The organism is Micromonospora humi (assembly GCF_900090105.1).
Taxonomy (GTDB): Bacteria; Actinomycetota; Actinomycetes; order Mycobacteriales; family Micromonosporaceae; genus Micromonospora; species Micromonospora humi.
This window is the reverse complement of sequence record NZ_FMDM01000017.1, coordinates 1-16,068: the sequence shown is the minus strand read 5'-3', so window position 1 is coordinate 16,068 and position 16,068 is coordinate 1. Positions and strand designations below refer to the sequence as shown.

The following is a 16,068-nucleotide window of genomic DNA, read 5'->3' as shown; positions in this document are numbered from 1 at the left end:
CCCGCGACCGTCCAAGGAGGACAGATGACGAGATCGGCCGCAATACTCGTGGTCACCGGTGCGCTCCTGGCCACCGCCGGTTGCGCCGCCGACGACACAGCCCCGCCGGACGAGCTTCGCGACCCCTGCGCGCTGCTCCCGGCCGACCTGCTGACCCGGCTCGCGCCCGGCGCGCGGCCCAGCGCCTCGGCGAACCTCGGTGACCGCAGCGGCACCCGGGAGTGCGCTGTCGACCTGACCAGCGGCACCTCGATGCGTGGCGACCTCGCCGTCACCGTGGCCGTCGACGCCGACGGCATGTACGACGAGACATGGCGGCGGGACCGGTGCTCCCGGATCGCCACCGACCCGACCGGCGAGGGACCGGGTGACAGCTCCTGCGTGGCGGTGACGCCGTGGGACGGCGGCGAGACCCGGTTCGACGGCTATGCCTGGCGTGGCGAGCACTACGAGGTACGCGTCGCGTACCAGGTGGTCAAGCCGGAGAAGCTGCCGGCCGGCGCGGAGGCCGACCTGCGCGGGGTCCTCGCCTCGGCGGTCGACTCGCTGCCCGAGTAGCCCGTCAGCCGAACCAGGTGGCCGCCTGACCGTGACCCCGGGTCCAGGCGAGCGGCCGGCCGTCGAGCGCGAGCACGTTGTGGAAACCGCCGTCCGGTGGAGCGGGCATCGCCGCGTGCGGCAGCACGGCCGGGTCCTCGTTGGCGAGCCAGTGCCCGGGCAGCGTGCGTACCAGCGCGGTGAAGGCCGCCCGACGGGCGGCCGGCACCTGGTAGAGCACCGAGCTGTGGAACACCACGAGCGTCGCGCCGGCCGGCGCCCGCGCCGCGAGCGCCGGCAGGTCGTCGACCAGGTCGCCGCGGACCAGCAGCGGCGGGTCGGCCGCCGCGACCGCCGCGGCGGCGCGCAGCCGGTCCCGGCGGTGCGTGTGCTCCGGCCAGATCAGCGCGTCCAGCCAGGCCAGGTCCGCCGGGTCGGTGACGTCGAGCGGGTGCACGTCCAACCCGGCCCGCCAGACCACCTCCGGCCGCCGGTCCGGCGGGGCGGTGCCGGCGAGCGCGCAGTCGAGCACCGGCTCGCCGTCGCCGACCCGCCGGTCGCCGTAGCGGTAGCCGAACCGGTCGGGGTAGAGGCACAGGCCGGCGGACGCGCCGACCTCCAGCAACGCCAGCGGCTGCGGCAACGCGGCGAGCACCGGCAGCAGCACCGCGCAGCGCCCGGCCTCGTTGGTCTGCGTCGCGCGGACCCGCATCTGCGCCGCGATGTCCGGCCAGTGCGCCAGCACGTGGTCGCGGAACGCCGCCGGGTCGGCCACCGGGCCGCCGCGCAGCCGGACCACGCCGAACAGCAGGTTCGGCTGGCGCTTGGCCTCGGGGAGCGTGTCCAGCAACGCGAGCAGCTCCGGGTCGCGCGCCACGGCCCGCGACAACCGGTGGTACGTCGGGGAGACGTCGCGCGCCTCGCGGTCGGCGAACGCCTGATAGGTGTCGGCGGTGCTCATCGCCCGAGCATGGCAGCTCCCGGCCGGCCGTCGCCGACCCGGACGGCGGCTTCGCCGCCGGTTCGGGGAAGTGGCCGGTTCGGGGACGGGTGGATGCCGCCGGATCCCCGAGGTGGCGTGGATCATGAAATGCCGCGAGCGCGGCAGGAAAGCCCTGCCGCGCTCGCGGGACGTGCGGTGGAACGGGTCAGCTGCAGCCGCTGGTGGAGCCGCAGCCCTCGCAGACGTAGCAGCTGCCGGCCGGCCGCATCTTGGTGCCGCAGGTGAAGCAGAGCGGCGCGTCGGCGGCCTTGCCGATCACGGCCTCCAGCAGTTCCGTGCTGGAGCCCACCGACGGCGCGGGCTTGGCGGCGGCGACGTCGGCCATCTCCTGCGCCGGCTGGGCCACCGGGCCGGTCTTCGGCTCGGGCGCCTCGACCGGGGCGGAGGCGGCCATCGCGGTGAGGTCCGCACCGCTCGCCTCCGCCTCCGCCTCGGCCCGGAGCTGGGCGGCCCGCTCCTTGGCGGTGAAGATGCCCAGCTCCGCGCGGCGCTCGTACGGCAGGAAGTCCAGCGCCAGGCGACGGAAGATGTAGTCCATCACCGAGGCGGCCATCCGCACGTCCGGGTCGTCGGTCATGCCGGCCGGCTCGAAGCGCATGTTGGTGAACTTGCTGACGTACGTCTCCAGCGGGACGCCGTACTGGAGACCGATGGAGATGGCCACCGAGAAGGCGTCCATCACGCCGGCCAGGGTCGAGCCCTGCTTCGACATCTTCAGGAAGACCTCGCCGAGGCCGTCGTCCGGGTAGGACGAGGCGGTGAGGTAGCCCTCGGCGCCACCGACCGAGAAGGAGACCGTCTGCGACGGGCGCTTCTTCGGCAGCCGCTTGCGCACCGGGCGGTACTCGACGACCTTCTCCACGACCTTCTCGACCTCGCCGGCCGGGGCCTGCGTCTCGGCGGCGCCCTTGTTCGGCTTGGCCACCGACAGCGGCTGGCCCACCTTGCAGTTGTCGCGGTAGATCGCCAGCGCCTTCAGGCCGAGCTTCCAGCCCTCGAAGTAGATCTTCTCGACGTCGGCGACGGTGGCCTGCTCCGGCATGTTGACCGTCTTGGAGATGGCGCCGGAGATGAACGGCTGGACCGCCGCCATCATCCGGACGTGGCCCATCGGCGCGATGGACCGCTCGCCCATGGCGCAGTCGAAGACCGGGTAGTGCTCCGGCTTCAGGCCGGGGGCGTCCACCACGTGGCCGTGGTCGGCGATGTGCTCGACGATCGCCTCGACCTGCTCCTCGGGGTAGCCGAGGCTGCGCAGGGCGCGCGGCACGGTCTGGTTGACGATCTGCATCGAGCCGCCGCCGACCAGCTTCTTGAACTTCACCAGCGCCAGGTCCGGCTCGACGCCGGTGGTGTCGCAGTCCATCATCAGGCCGATGGTGCCGGTCGGGGCGAGCACGCTGGCCTGCGAATTGCGCCAGCCGAACTTGTCACCGAGCTTGTTGCCGAGCGTCCACTGCTTGGTCGCCTCGCGCTGGACGGCGGTGGCCACGGTGCCGGTCGGCCGGATGCTGTCGTTGGCGGCGGCGTGCTTGCGCATTACCCGCTTGTGCGGCTCGGCGTTGCGGGCGTAGCCGTCGTACGGGCCGACGATGCCGGCCAGCTCGGCGGAGCGGCGGTAGGCGGTGCCGGTCATCAGCGAGGTGATCGCGGCGGACACCTCCCGCCCCTGCTCCGAGTCGTAGGGCAGGCCGGAGGCCATCAGCAGGGCGCCCAGGTTGGCGTACCCGATGCCGAGCTGCCGGTAGGCGCGGGTGGTCTCGCCGATCTTCTCGGTCGGGAAGTCGGCGAAGCAGATCGAGATGTCCATCGCGGTGATGACGAACTCGACCGACCGGACGAACTTCTCCACCTCGAAGCCACCGTCGGCGCGGAGGAACTTCATCAGGTTCAGCGAGGCCAGGTTGCACGAGGAGTTGTCCAGGTGCAGGTATTCCGAGCACGGGTTCGACGCGGTGATCCGCCCGGTCTCCGGGCAGGTGTGCCAGTCGTTGATCGTGTCGTCGTACTGCAGGCCCGGGTCGGCGCACTCCCAGGCGGCCTGGGAGATGGTGTGGAACAGGTTCTTGGCGTCGATCGTCTCGATGGTCTGCCCGTCGAGCCGGCCGCGCAGGTCGAAGCCGCCGCCGTTCTCCACCGCGGTCATGAACTCGTCGGAGACGCGGACCGAGTTGTTGGCGTTCTGGTACTGCACGCTGACGATGTCGGCGCCGCCCAGGTCCATGTCGAATCCGGCGTCCCGCAGCGCGCGGATCTTGTCCTCCTCGCGCGCCTTGGTCGCCACGAACTCCTCGATGTCCGGGTGGTCCACGTCGAGGATGACCATCTTGGCGGCGCGCCGGGTGGCGCCACCGGACTTGATGGTGCCGGCGGAGGCGTCCGCGCCGCGCATGAAGCTGACCGGGCCGGACGCGGTGCCACCGGAGGAGAGCAGCTCCTTCGAGGAGCGGATGCGGGAGAGGTTGACCCCGGCGCCCGAGCCGCCCTGGAAGATCCGCCCCTCCTCCTTGTACCAGTCGAGGATCGAGTCCATCGAGTCGTCGACGGCCAGGATGAAGCACGCGCTGACCTGCTGCGGCGACGGCGTGCCGACGTTGAACCAGACCGGCGAGTTGAAGCTGAACACCTGGTGCAGCAGCATCCAGGTCAGCTCGTGCGCGAACACCTCGGCGTCGGCCGGGGAGGCGAAGTAGCCGTACTCCTCGCCGGCGGTGCGGTAGGTGTCGACCACCCGGTCGATGAGCTGCTTGAGCGACCACTCCCGCTCCGGGGTCCCCACCGCGCCCCGGAAGTACTTCGTGGTCACGATGTTGGCCGCGTTGACCGACCAGGACTCGGGGAACTCCACCCCGCGCTGCTCGAAGTTGATCGAGCCGTCCCGCCAGTTCGTCATGACGACGTCGCGGCGCTCCCAGGCGACCTCGTCGTAGGGATGCACCCCCTCGGTCGTCCAGACGCGCTCGATCTTCAGCCCCGCCCCGGCCTTGTTCCGTGACTTGCTGGTCGTCACGCCCTCGCCCCCCTCGTCGGCACGGTCACCCACCGCGCCTGGTCACACTGTCAGAAATTCAGAAATGTCAGCTGATCGCGCCGGCGGCGTCCGCGACACCGGCACCGGCGCCCTCCCGGGCGCGCGCGGCGGCCCGCAGCGTCTCGATCTCCTGCTCGAAGTCGGCGAGCGAGTCGAACGACCGGTAGACGCTGGCGAACCGCAGGTAGGCCACTTCGTCGAGGTCACGCAGCGGACCGAGGATCGCCAGCCCCACGTCGTGGCTGGGGATCTCGGCCGCCCCCTTGGCGCGTACGGTCTCCTCGACCTTCTGTGCCAGCAGCGCGATCGAGTCGTCGTCGACCGGCCGGCCCTGGCACGCCTTGCGCACCCCACCGATGATCTTCGTGCGGCTGAACGGCTCGGTCACCCCGCTGCGCTTGACCACCGCGAGCACCGCCTCCTCGACGGTGGTGAACCGCTTGCCGCACTCCGGGCAGGAGCGTCGCCGCCGGATGAGCTGGCCGTCGTCGGCCTCCCGCGAGTCGACCACCCGGGAGTCGGCGTGCCGGCAGTACGGACACCGCATCGCCCGACCTCCTTCATCGACCACGGGCACCCCGATCGACTCCCGGGCACGCTTCGACCCGGCGGAGCCGTCCTTCGACGACCGTCGCCGCGTGCGTGGTGCAGGAGTGCGTTCGGTAGTTGAACCCAACCTGTAGGCAACTTACGCCCATGTGACTACTACATCTAGGGGTTGACCGTATGCCGTCCCCCTAGCGAGGTCAAGTTGGTCGGCGTGTCCGGCGCGTCATCAGGATCACGTCGGCGAGAACCTCACCGAGGAGCCCAACGCCCGGGCGCCGCGCCCGGTCACGGGGCGCCAGGATGGAACATCCGTTCGAGCAGGACGTACCATTTATCAGAACACCTGTTCGGATATCCAGGATTTCGCCGCGACACGCCGACATGACGTCGTACAGATGTTTGAAAATGGCTGATCTCACCTATACGGTCAGACCACACGCACCACGAGCCGACGAGGCACCCAGCGCCGACCAGGGAGGACGGACGTGACCGAGGACCGGGCCAGCCGGCAGAAGAACCCGCAGCCGATCGACGGGGCGGGTCCGCCGGCGTCCCGCCGCCCCCGCACCGCGCGCAGTCGGGCCGCCCAGCCCGCGGTACGCCCGGTCACCCCGGTGGTCAGCAGCTTCCCCGACCCGGCGACGGTCGACCTCACCGCCCGGCAGCGCCGGATCCTGGAGTTCATCCGCACCTGGGTCGAGCGCCACGGCTACCCGCCGAGCGTCCGCGAGATCGGCGAGGCCGTCGGCCTGGTCTCCCCGTCCAGCGTCGCCTACCAGCTCAAGGAGCTGGAGAAGAAGGGTTTCCTGCGCCGCGACCCGAACCGGCCCCGCGCGGTCGACGTCCGCGCCCCCAGCGACGTCGACGACGAGGCCGCCCGCGCGCAGCGCCCCGCCCCGGCCTACGTGCCGATGCTGGGCCGGATCGCCGCCGGTGGCCCGATCCTCGCCGAACAGGCCGTGGAGGACATCTTCCCGCTCCCCCGCGAGCTGGTCGGTGAGGGCGAGGTCTTCATGCTCCAGGTCAAGGGCGACTCGATGCTCGACGCGGCGATCTGCGACGGCGACTGGGTCGTCGTGCGCCAGCAGCCCAACGCCGAGGTCGGCGACATCGTGGCGGCCATGCTCGACGGCGAGGCGACCGTGAAGACCTACCGGCGCCGCGACGGGCACGTCTGGCTGATGCCGCAGAACCCGGCCTTCGACCCGATCCCCGGTGACGACGCCACCATCATGGGCCGCGTGGTCGCGGTGCTGCGCCGGATCTGACCGCTGACGAGGGCGAGGGGGTGACCGACGTCGGTCACCCCCTCTTTCCGTGCCGGACGTCAGTAGCGGTCGCCGCGCGGCTCCCGGCCGCCGGGAACCTGCCCGTACCGCCCGGGGTCGCCGTAGCCGTCGTCGCGGCGTGCGCCACGCGGATCCCGGGAGTCGCGACGCGGCGGCTCGGCCCGGCCGCCGTCACCCCGGCGGCCACCGCCGCCGGGCTGCCCGCGATATCCGGCACCGCCCGGCGCGCCACCCCGGCCACCCGGCCGCCCGCCGCCCTGGCCGCCGCCGTAGACCCCGCCCTGGCCTCCGTCACCACCGCCGTAGCCGCCCCCACCCTGGGGGCCACCGCCCGCCGGACGACCGCCCTGGGGACGGCCGCCGCCCTGCGGACGACCGCCCTGGGCGCCGCCGCCACCCGCCGGACGACCGCCCGGGGCGCCGCCGCCACCCGCCGGGCGACCGCCCTGGGTACCGGTTGGCGGACGACCACCCGGGGCGCCGCCACCCTGCGGGCGACCGCCGCCGCCCTGCGCCGCGCCGCCGTACACCGCGCCGCCCTGCGGACGGCCACCGCCGTAGACCCCGCCGCCCGCCGGTCGGTCGCCACTCGCGGAACCGCCGTAGACGCCGCCGGACTGACCGCCGCCGTAGACCCCGCCGCGCGGCGGAGCATCGGGTCGGTCGGCGGCCGGGAAACCGCTGTTCACCGGGAACTCGCCGCTGCGCTCGGACCCGCTGGCCGTGCCGGCGGGCGCCGGCTTGCGCCGGGCCCGCAGGATGCCGAACACCCCGGCGCCGACCAGGAGCGCGCCGAGCACCCCGACCGCGGCGATCAGGTACGTGATCTCGTCGAGCGAGAGCCCTTCGAGCCAGGACTTCTGGGCGGCAGCCTTGGTCTGGACCTTGCCGCCGTTGGGCAACGCCTCGACCCCGGTGGTCGCCGGCGTGTAGCCGAGGACGTCGATCGGGTCCGCCGGGTCCAGGGAGCCGCCGTCGGAGACGGTGACGAACGCCTTGCCGTCCGGCGTGTAGGAGATGGCCTCGCCGAACGGGTCGGCCAGCGGCGTGACCCGGGGCTTGCCCGAGGTGAGCGCCTTGACCAGGTCACCGCCGGCCACGTCGAACTCGAACGCGTCCGCGTAGGTGCGGAGGACCACCCTGGCGCCGTCCGGTGACCGCGCCGCGCCGGTGACCAGTGCCCGCCCGGGCGAACCGAGCTTGTTCTCGGTGTTGGTCCTGGGCAGCGAGACGTCGCCGACCTTCTTCATCGGGATCGGCTCGGGGTCGCCGCTCGACTTCAGCTTCGCGGTCGGGGTGAAGATCTCCGACTTGCCGGAGAGCTCCTTCGTGATCACCAGCGGCTGGTTGTCGTCGCCGACCAGCAGCGCCTCGGCGTCGTGCGGCTGCTTGCCCGGATAGCTGAGCCGGTGCAGCACCGGTTCCTTCGACCCGCTCAGCGGCATCGTCCAGATGGCGACGCGCTCCCGCCGGGTCTTCTTCTCGACGTTGTCGCCGGTGTCGGCGATCCAGAGCGTCTTACGGTCCGGCCCGAGCGCCAGGTCCTCGGTGTCGAGGGGCCCGTCACCGGAGTAGCGGACCTCCTTGTCGACCTTGCACTTGGCGTCCAGGTAGAAGACCCGCTTGCGGGCGGGATCGTCGGAGCCGTCGTTGATCACGACGTAGCCGTTGGCGGTGGCGACCAGGCCGGACAGCTCACGCAGGCGATCGTCGGTGACCGTGCACTTCTTCTTGGGAGCCGCGGCCAGCACCGGGGCCGCGGCGGGAGCCGCCGCGACCGGCCCGGCCGGCGCCACGACCGCGCCGACCAGGCCGAGCGCGAGCGTGACCGAGGAGACAACGTGCCGCATGGCGCTCAGTGTCGCACGACCCGGGTTTCCGGCGGGTGACGCCGGACGGCTCACCGCCCGGCGCCCACCCGCTCCTCGCTGGTGAGCCGGTCACCGGCGCGGTAGGGAGCCAGCTCGGCGGCGAGCGCCTGGCCGACCCGCACGTGCAGCAGCGTGCCCTCGGGCAGGTGCGCGGTGCTCAGCACCTCACCCTGCCGGTGCACCCGGGCCACCAGGTCACCCCGGTCGTACGGGAGCACCGCGCGGACCTCGACGGCCGGCCGCGGCAGCTGCCGCTCGACCGCCTCGCGCAGCTCGTCGATCCCGCGCCCGCGGTACGCGGAGACGAACACCGCATCCGGCCAGAGCCGCTTGAGCCGCAGCATCGTCTCCTCGTCGGTGGCGTCGGTCTTGTTCACCACCAGCAGCTCCGGCAGCCGGTCGGCGCCCACCTCGGCGAGCACCTCGCGGACCGCCCGGACCTGCTCCTCCGGATCCGGGTGGGTGCCGTCGACCACGTGCACCACCAGGTCCGCGTCGCCGACCTCCTCCAGCGTCGAGCGGAACGCCTCGACGATCTGGTGCGGCAGGTGCCGGACGAAACCGACCGTGTCGGAGAGCGTGTAGAGCCGACCGTCGGACGTCGTCGCCCGGCGGGTGGTCGGGTCCAGCGTGGCGAACAGCGCGTCCTCCACCAGCACGCCCGCGCCGGTGAGGCGGTTGAGCAGGCTGGACTTGCCGGCGTTGGTGTAGCCGGCGATGGCCACCGCGGGCACCGCGTTGCGGGAGCGCCGGGCGCGCTTGGTCTGGCGTACCGTGGTCATGCTCTTGATCTCGCGGCGCAGCCGCGCGATCCGGTGCCGGATCCGGCGCCGGTCGGTCTCCAGCTTGGTCTCACCGGGACCACGCAGACCCACGCCGCCGCCGGCGCCACCGCCGCGACCGCTACCACCGGTCTGCCGGGAGAGGCTCTCACCCCAACCACGCAGGCGCGGCAGCAGGTATTCGAGCTGGGCCAGCTCGACCTGCGCCTTGCCTTCCTTGCTCTTGGCGTGCTGGGCGAAGATGTCGAGGATCAGGGCGGTGCGGTCGACCACCTTGACCTTGGTGCGCTGTTCGAGGTTGCGGAGCTGCGACGGCGACAGCTCACCGTCGCAGATGACCGTGTCGGCGCCGGTGGAGAGCACCACCGCGCCCAGGTCGTCGACCTTGCCCCGACCGATGTAGGTGGCCGGGTCCGGCCGGGTGCGGCGCTGGATCAGCCCCTCGAGCACCTGCGAGCCGGCCGTCTCGGCCAGCGCCGCCAGCTCGGTCAGGCTGTTCTCCGCGTCGGACTGCTTCCCCTCCGTCCAGACCCCGACCAGGACGACCCGCTCCAGCCGGAGCTGGCGGTATTCGACCTCGGTGATGTCGGTCAGTTCGGTGGAGAGGCCGGGGACCCGCCGCAGTGCCTGCCGCTCCGACAGCTCGTACTCGCCGGTGGTGGCGTCGAGCTCGTCGTCCTCGTAGGGATGGAAGGTCTCCTGCTCGCGCAAACTGCGTCTCCTGTCCGTTATGTGCATCGCCGGGAATTTTCGGCGCGTGACAGCAATCCTGACATGTGACAACGCCACGCGCACGTGTGTTATGCCCGTGGCGCTACCCACCGGTAGTGGGGCCGGCTGCCGGCCGGCCCCGACCTGGGGGTAGAAATGCCAGTCGAGCCGCTCAGCGCCGACGGAGGAGTGTTTTCTCGTGGCCATCACCCGACTGCCGAGTGCCGGATTCTCGATCACGATCCGGATCGCGGTACCCGCGGACGCCTCCTCCATCGGCCGGTTGACCACCGCGGCGGGCGAGGCGGGCGCCATCGTGACCGCGCTGGACGTGGTCGACTCCGACCCGACCAACGTGGTCGTCGACCTGACCTGCGACACCGCCGACGCCACCCACGCCGACCAGGTCGTCGACGCGCTCACCGGGCTCGACGGGGTGGACGTGCGCAAGGTCTCCGACCGGACGTTCCTGCTGCACCTCGGCGGCAAGATCGAGGTGACCCCGAAGGTCGCGCTGCGCACCCGCGACGAGTTGTCCCGCGCGTACACCCCGGGGGTGGCCCGGGTCTGCCAGGCGATCGCCGAGAACCCCGCCGACGCCCGTCGGCTCACCATCAAGCGCAACACGGTGGCCGTGGTCAGCGACGGCTCGGCCGTGCTCGGCCTGGGCAACCTCGGACCGGCCGCCTCGCTGCCGGTGATGGAGGGCAAGGCGGCCCTGTTCAAGCGCTTCGGCGGGGTGGACGCCTGGCCGGTGGTGCTGGACACCCAGGACACCGACGAGATCGTGTCGATCGTCAAGGCGATCGCGCCGGCGTACGGCGGGATCAACCTGGAGGACATCGCCGCGCCGCGCTGCTTCGAGATCGAGGCCCGGCTGCGCGAGGCGCTGGACATCCCGGTGTTCCACGACGACCAGCACGGCACCGCGATCTGCGTGCTGGCCGCGCTGACCAACGCGTTGCGTGTGGTGGGCAAGCAGCTCCCGGACGTCCGGGTCGTGGTCTCCGGCGCCGGCGCGGCCGGCACCGCGATCATGAAGCTGCTGCTGCGCCAGGGCGTGGGCGACATCATCGCGTACGACCGGCAGGGCGCTCTGCACCGTGGGCTGCCCGACCTGAACCCGGCCTGGCAGTGGCTGGCGGAGAACACCAACAAGGAGAACTACGCCGGCGACCTGGCCGGCGCGGTGCGCGGCGCGGACGTGTTCATCGGGGTGAGCGCGCCGAACCTGCTCACCGGCGAGGACGTTGCCGCGATGGCCAAGGACGCGATCGTCTTCGCGCTGGCGAACCCGGACCCGGAGGTGGACCCGCGGGAGGCGCGCAAGCACGCCGCCGTGGTGGCCACCGGCCGGTCGGACCAGCCGAATCAGATCAACAACGTGCTCGCCTTCCCCGGCGTGTTCCGCGGCATGCTCGACGCGCACGCCGAGGAGTTCACCGAGGAGATGGCGCTCGCGGCGGCTCGGGCCATCGCCGACGTGGTCGGCGAAGACAAGATCAACCCGACGGTGATCGTGCCGAGCGTGTTCGACTCGCGGGTGGCTCCCGCGGTGGCCGCCGCGGTGCGCGCCGCCGCGCAGAACCCGGCCGTCACTCCCCCGCCGGCTGCCGACCCCGGCCCGGCCGACCTCCCCGAGATCGCCGCCAACGCCAGCGCCACCCCCTGACGCGCCCCGCAGACCCCCGGCCCACGCCGGTCGCCCGGCCCACGCCGGCCGTTCGGCTTGCTGGCGACCGTCTGGCCAACGCGGGTGTGCCGATCGACGGGGCGACGGGCCGGATACCGGACCGGGCGGCGCGGTTGCTGTCGGGCCAGGTGGGTTTGCGGGAACCCGGGCGTGTCGCGCCAGGAAAGAAGGTAGTCCTGAGAGTCGTATACCTCAGGGGCATATTTATGACTCTCAGGCATACCGCAGAAAAGATCAAATCATCCGGGAGCCGTCACACAGCGTAGTCAACGCCGGTGCGGGACGTCGGAACGCCTGTTGTCGACCGCGGTTCGCGGCGCCGCGCCCGGGCCTGGCCACGAGAAAGCACGCCGGGGGCGCCATCTGCCACACCGACACCGTGCCACCGGCTGGGGGCTGTCAGGGGCGCAGGGCGTCCGGGGTGAGGGCTCCGGTCGCCACCAGCACGGCGGGGCCGGACAGCCAGCACGAGTCGGCGGTCACGGTGACCGTGAGGCGGCCGCCCGGGACGTCCACCGCCACGATGCCGGTCTCCCGGCCGGCGTCCCGCAACGCCACCGCCGCCACCGCGCAGGCCCCGGTGCCGCAGGAGAGCGTCTCGGCCGAACCCCGCTCGTAGACCCGCATCAGCACGTGGGCGTCGGTGCCGTCGACCGGTTCGCCCGGCGTGGTGAACTCGACGTTCACCCCGGTCGGGAAGGCCGCGGCGTCGACCTCGGGGGCGCGGGTGAGATCCAGGCCGGCCAGTTCCAGCGCGGCGGGCAACGCGCACACCAGGTGCGGGTTGCCCACGTCCACCGCGGCGCCGGGGAGGGTCAACCCGCCCAGGGTGGCGGTGGCCGCGTCGTGGAAGCGGGGGCGGCGCATCTCGACCGCCACGTCCGCGCCCTCGACCCGGGCCCGCACCAGACCGGCCCGGGTGGCCACCGGCAGCGCCCCGCCCGACGGCGCGACCAGCCCGGTTTCCAGCAGGTAGCGCACGAACACCCGGGCGCCGTTGCCGCACATCTCGGCGAACGAGCCGTCGGAGTTCCAGTAGTCCATGAACCACTCGGCCTCGCCGGCCAGCGCGACGCCGTCGGGGTGCTTCGCGGCGCGTACCACCCGCAGGACGCCGTCGCCGCCCAGCCCGCGCCGCCGGTCGCAGAGCGCGGCGACCAGGCCGGGCGTCAGATCGAGCGCGCCGTCCGGGTCGGGCAGGATGACGAAGTCGTTGCCGGTGCCGTGCCCCTTGGTGAACTCCACGCCCCCATCATCCCCGATCCCCGGCGGCCAACCGCAGGGCCGTGTCGACGACGTCCCCGGCGGCGGAGTCCAGCCAGTGCACGCGGGGGTCGCGCCGGAACCACGAGCGCTGCCGCCGGACGAAGCGCCGGGTCGCCCGGATCGTCTCCTCGTACGCCTCGGCCTCGGTCAGCTCGCCGGCGAGGAAGCGCAGCACCTGCTGGTAGCCGAGCGCCCGGCTCGCCGTCCGTCCCTCGGGCAGCCCCGCGCCGACGAGCGTGCGCACCTCGTCGACCAGGCCGTCGGCCCACATCCGGTCCACCCGCAGCCCGATCCGCTCGTCCAGCCGGGCGGTGTCCAGGTCGACGCCGAGCTGCACCGACGGGTAGTAGGGCGTGGGCGCCGGCAGCGACGCGGTGAACGGCGCGCCGGTCAGTTCGATCACCTCCAGCGCCCGGACGATCCGGCGACCGTTGCCGGGCAGGATGCCGGCCGCCGCCCGCGGGTCCGCCTCGGCCAGGCGGGCGTGCAGCGGCGCCGGGCCCACCTCGGCCAGCTCCGCCTCCAGCCGTGCCCGCAGCGCCGGATCGGTGCCGGGGAACTCGAACTGCTCCAGCACCGCCCGCACGTAGAGCCCGGAGCCGCCGACCAGCAGCGGCACCCGCCCCCGGGCCAGGATGTCGTCGACCGCCGCGCGGGCCAACTGCTGGTATTCGGCCACGCTGGCCGGCTCGGTCACCGGCCAGATGTCCAGCAGGTGGTGCGGCACGCCCTCCCGCTCGGCCGGGGTCAGCTTCGCGGTGCCGACGTCCATGCCCCGGTAGAGCTGCATCGAGTCGGCGTTGACCACCTCGCCGTCGAGGGCGTGCGCCAGCGCGATGCTCAGTGCCGACTTCCCGGCCGCGGTCGGCCCGACCACCGCGACCACCGCGCCGCCCGCGCTCACACCCGCTCCCAGTTCGCCACGAGATAGGCGACGCCGTACGGGGCCCGGTGGTAGCCGACGTCACCGCGCCAGTCCCCGCCCGCCGCTCGGACCGCGCCGGCCAGCACCTGCCACGGCGCCCGCCCGGCGGCCCGCAGCTCGGCGGAGAGCACCGGGTCCAGGCCGAGCAGGGCCTCGACGTCCGCGCCGGCCAGGGCCGTGGCGACCCCTTCGTCGTACGCGGACGCGCGCGGGTCGTCATAGCCGGGCGCCGTGACGCCGCGGCAGGCCGACCCGTCCCCGAGCACCAGCAACGCGGTCCGCCGGTCCAGGTCGGCGGCCACCTCCGCGCCGAGGGCGGCGCACTCGGCCGGGGAGGCGTCGGTGGCGACCGCCCGGGCCAGCCGGGGCAGCGCCGTGCCGGACCGGTTCACCAACCAGGCGCCGATGGTGAGGCTCAGCGGCAACACGTCGCCACCCGCGCGGTTCACCTTCCAGAGCCGCACGTCGCGCCGCAGCCCGAACGGGCGCAGCGAGCCGTGGTCGGTGGCGTCGAACCGGGCCGTCTCCGGCCCCGCGCCCAGCAGCAGGAGCGCCTCGGGCTCGGCGGCGAGCAGCCGGGCGACCGCGGCGTCGGCGGCGGCGCGCAGGTCGTCCAGCTCGGGCGCGGCGGCGCCGGCCACCTCGGGCACGAGCAGGGGCGGGTGGGGGCAGACGGCGGCAGCGACCAGTGGCACGGCTCCAACCTATCGCCGCCACCCGGTGCGTCTCCGCGCCGATCCGGTCATCGAGGGCGTACGACACCGTATGGTCACGGTCGACGACAGGCGCTCGACACGGACGGGGGCGGACCTGTGACAATGCCGGGAGAAAGTTTGCTGCGCCGTGGCGGCGACCGGGGGCTGCTCCCCCGACGCCGGGAGAACGAGGATGGGCACATGAGCGACTGGACTGCCTTCGGACGGGTGGACGAGGACGGCACCGTCTACGTCAAGACCGCCGAGGGCGAGCGGGTGGTCGGATCCTGGCAGGCGGGGGCCCCGGAGGAAGGGCTCGCCCACTTCGCCCGGCGCTTCTCCGACCTGGTGACGGAGGTCGACCTGACCGAGGCCCGGCTCAACTCGGGTGCGGCCGACGCCGGCGGGTCGCTGACCACCATCCGCCGGATCCGGGCGTCGCTGCCCGAGGCGCACGTGGTCGGGGACATCGACGCCCTCGCCGCCCGGCTGGACAAGCTGGCCACGGTCGCCGAGGAGAAGGCCGGCGAGGCCAAGGCGGCCCGCGAGGCCGCCCGCGGCGAGGCGCTGGCCCGCAAGACCGCCCTGGTCGAGGAGGCCGAGAAGCTGGCCGCCGAGTCGACCGGCTGGAAGACCGCCGGCGACCGGCTCAAGGAGATCCTCGACGAGTGGAAGACCATCCGCGGCGTCGACAAGAAGTCCGACGGTGAGCTGTGGAAGCGGTTCGCCGCCGCGCGGGACGGCTTCACCCGCCGCCGGGGCGCCCACTTCGCCTCCCTCGACCAGCAGCGCAAGCAGGCGCAGACGGTCAAGGAGGAGTTGGTCGCCGAGGCCGAGAAGCTGAAGGAGTCGACCGACTGGGGCGTCACCGCCGGCCAGCTCAAGGACCTGATGGCCCAGTGGAAGGCCGCGCCGCGCGCCGCCAAGGAGGCCGAGCAGAAGCTCTGGGAACGGTTCCGCGCCGCCCAGGACGAGTTCTTCACCCGGCGCAGCGAGGTCTTCTCCGCGCGGGACAACGAGCAGAAGGCCAACCTGGAGCGCAAGCAGGCGCTGCTGGCCGAGGCCGAGGCGCTCGACGTCGACGGCGACCCGAAGGGCGCCCAGGCGAAGCTGCGGGACATCCAGGCGCAGTGGCACGAGGCCGGCCGGGTGCCGCGCGAGGCGGCCGCAGGTCTGGAGCGGCGACTGCGGGCCGTGGACGAGAAGGTCCGCGAGGTGATGGACTCGGCGTGGCGGCGCACCTCCAAGGAGGACAATCCGCTGCTGGCGCAGATGCGCGCCCAGGTCGCCGAGGCCGAGGACCGGCTGGCCCGGGCCCAGGCGGCCGGTGACGCCCGCCGGGTCAAGGAGGCCGAGTCGGCGCTGGCCTCGAAGCGGCAGTTCCTCCAGCTCGCCGAGCAGGCCGGCTGACGCACGCACGACGGAGCCCTCGGGTCGACCGACCCGGGGGCTCCGTCGCGTCCCGGCGCCGGCCAGCCCGGACACGCGCCCGCCGGCCACGCAAGCCCGTGCCCGCCAGCCACGCAAACCCGTGCCCGCCGGCCGCCCAAGCCCGTGCCGGCCGACAGCGCAGGCCGGCGGCCGGACTCGGGTAGCCGGACGGGGCGGCCGGAGCCGGCCAGCCGGGGCGGGGCGGCCAGGGCGGGGCGGGGCGGCCGGGGCGGGGCGGCCAGGGCGGGGCGGGGCGGCCGGGGCGGGGCGGCCAGGGCGGGGCGG

Annotated in this window: 12 protein-coding genes; 4 read left to right on the top strand and 8 right to left on the bottom strand. The window is 73.3% G+C overall.

Features of this window, described 5'->3' with window-relative positions:
* The first annotated feature begins 24 nt into the window (after positions 1-24).
* Positions 25-558, top strand: a complete 534-nt coding sequence (locus GA0070213_RS31705; RefSeq protein WP_175441512.1) for a hypothetical protein — start codon at positions 25-27, stop codon at positions 556-558.
* Positions 559-562: 4 nt separating this feature from the next.
* Here GA0070213_RS31705 and GA0070213_RS26425 read toward each other — a convergent pair whose 3' ends face one another.
* From GA0070213_RS26425 to nrdR, 3 genes are all read right to left on the bottom strand, one after another.
* Positions 563-1,498: a DUF2332 domain-containing protein gene (locus GA0070213_RS26425; protein ID WP_091070467.1), complete on the bottom strand. Its 936-nt coding sequence runs from the start codon at positions 1,496-1,498 to the stop codon at positions 563-565.
* Between the two features lie 187 nt (positions 1,499-1,685).
* Positions 1,686-4,583 carry a vitamin B12-dependent ribonucleotide reductase gene (locus tag GA0070213_RS26420; RefSeq protein WP_091070465.1) on the bottom strand — a complete coding sequence of 966 codons (2,898 nt, stop codon included), beginning with the start codon at positions 4,581-4,583 and terminating at the stop codon, positions 1,686-1,688.
* Positions 4,584-4,617: 34 nt separating this feature from the next.
* Entirely contained in the window at positions 4,618-5,118 is a 501-nt protein-coding gene (nrdR, locus tag GA0070213_RS26415) for a transcriptional regulator NrdR (RefSeq protein WP_091070463.1), read from the bottom strand.
* 487 nt (positions 5,119-5,605) lie between these two features.
* Between nrdR and lexA the strand changes: the two genes are divergently transcribed.
* Positions 5,606-6,388, top strand: coding sequence for a transcriptional repressor LexA (gene lexA / locus GA0070213_RS26410; RefSeq protein WP_091070461.1), 783 nt, complete (start codon positions 5,606-5,608; stop codon positions 6,386-6,388).
* 59 nt (positions 6,389-6,447) lie between these two features.
* On the opposite strand, the gene GA0070213_RS31700 is transcribed toward lexA, so the two are convergent.
* Together GA0070213_RS31700 and hflX are read right to left on the bottom strand one after the other, a co-directional pair.
* Entirely contained in the window at positions 6,448-8,259 is a 1,812-nt protein-coding gene (locus tag GA0070213_RS31700) for a hypothetical protein (RefSeq protein WP_175441511.1), read from the bottom strand.
* Between the two features lie 50 nt (positions 8,260-8,309).
* A complete protein-coding gene (gene hflX, locus GA0070213_RS26400; RefSeq protein WP_091070458.1) occupies positions 8,310-9,773 on the bottom strand; it encodes a GTPase HflX in 1,464 nt (487 codons plus the stop codon).
* A gap of 199 nt (positions 9,774-9,972) precedes the next feature.
* Here hflX and GA0070213_RS26395 point away from each other — a divergent pair, with 199 nt between their 5' ends.
* Positions 9,973-11,445, top strand: a complete 1,473-nt coding sequence (locus GA0070213_RS26395; protein ID WP_091070455.1) for an NAD-dependent malic enzyme — start codon at positions 9,973-9,975, stop codon at positions 11,443-11,445.
* A 420-nt stretch (positions 11,446-11,865) separates the two neighbouring features.
* Here the strand turns inward: GA0070213_RS26395 and dapF are convergent, their stop codons facing one another.
* From dapF to GA0070213_RS26380, 3 genes are read right to left on the bottom strand one after another with little or no spacing between them, the layout of a single operon-like run.
* Positions 11,866-12,711, bottom strand: a complete 846-nt coding sequence (gene dapF / locus GA0070213_RS26390) for a diaminopimelate epimerase (RefSeq protein ID WP_091070453.1) — start codon at positions 12,709-12,711, stop codon at positions 11,866-11,868.
* A 7-nt stretch (positions 12,712-12,718) separates the two neighbouring features.
* Positions 12,719-13,648, bottom strand: a complete 930-nt coding sequence (gene miaA, locus GA0070213_RS26385) for a tRNA (adenosine(37)-N6)-dimethylallyltransferase MiaA (protein WP_425412867.1) — start codon at positions 13,646-13,648, stop codon at positions 12,719-12,721.
* Positions 13,633-14,352 (bottom strand): class III extradiol dioxygenase subunit B-like domain-containing protein, encoded by a 720-nt coding sequence (locus tag GA0070213_RS26380; protein ID WP_091070450.1) that lies wholly within the window; start codon positions 14,350-14,352, stop codon positions 13,633-13,635. The genes miaA and GA0070213_RS26380 overlap by 16 nt, the downstream gene beginning before the upstream one ends.
* Before the next feature lie 201 nt (positions 14,353-14,553).
* Between GA0070213_RS26380 and GA0070213_RS26375 the strand changes: the two genes are divergently transcribed.
* A complete protein-coding gene (locus tag GA0070213_RS26375; protein ID WP_091070448.1) occupies positions 14,554-15,762 on the top strand; it encodes a DUF349 domain-containing protein in 1,209 nt (402 codons plus the stop codon).
* Positions 15,763-16,068: the final 306 nt, after the last annotated feature.

Excerpts from the sequence above, each read along its gene's own strand:
- GA0070213_RS31705 (WP_175441512.1), top strand. The coding sequence starts at position 25 with ATGACGAGATCGGCCGCAATACTCGTGGTCACCGGTGCGCTCCTGGCC.
- GA0070213_RS26425 (WP_091070467.1), bottom strand. The coding sequence starts at position 1,498 with ATGAGCACCGCCGACACCTATCAGGCGTTCGCCGACCGCGAGGCGCGC.
- nrdR (WP_091070463.1), bottom strand. The coding sequence starts at position 5,118 with ATGCGGTGTCCGTACTGCCGGCACGCCGACTCCCGGGTGGTCGACTCG.
- GA0070213_RS31700 (WP_175441511.1), bottom strand. The coding sequence starts at position 8,259 with ATGCGGCACGTTGTCTCCTCGGTCACGCTCGCGCTCGGCCTGGTCGGC.
- GA0070213_RS26375 (WP_091070448.1), top strand. The coding sequence starts at position 14,554 with ATGAGCGACTGGACTGCCTTCGGACGGGTGGACGAGGACGGCACCGTC.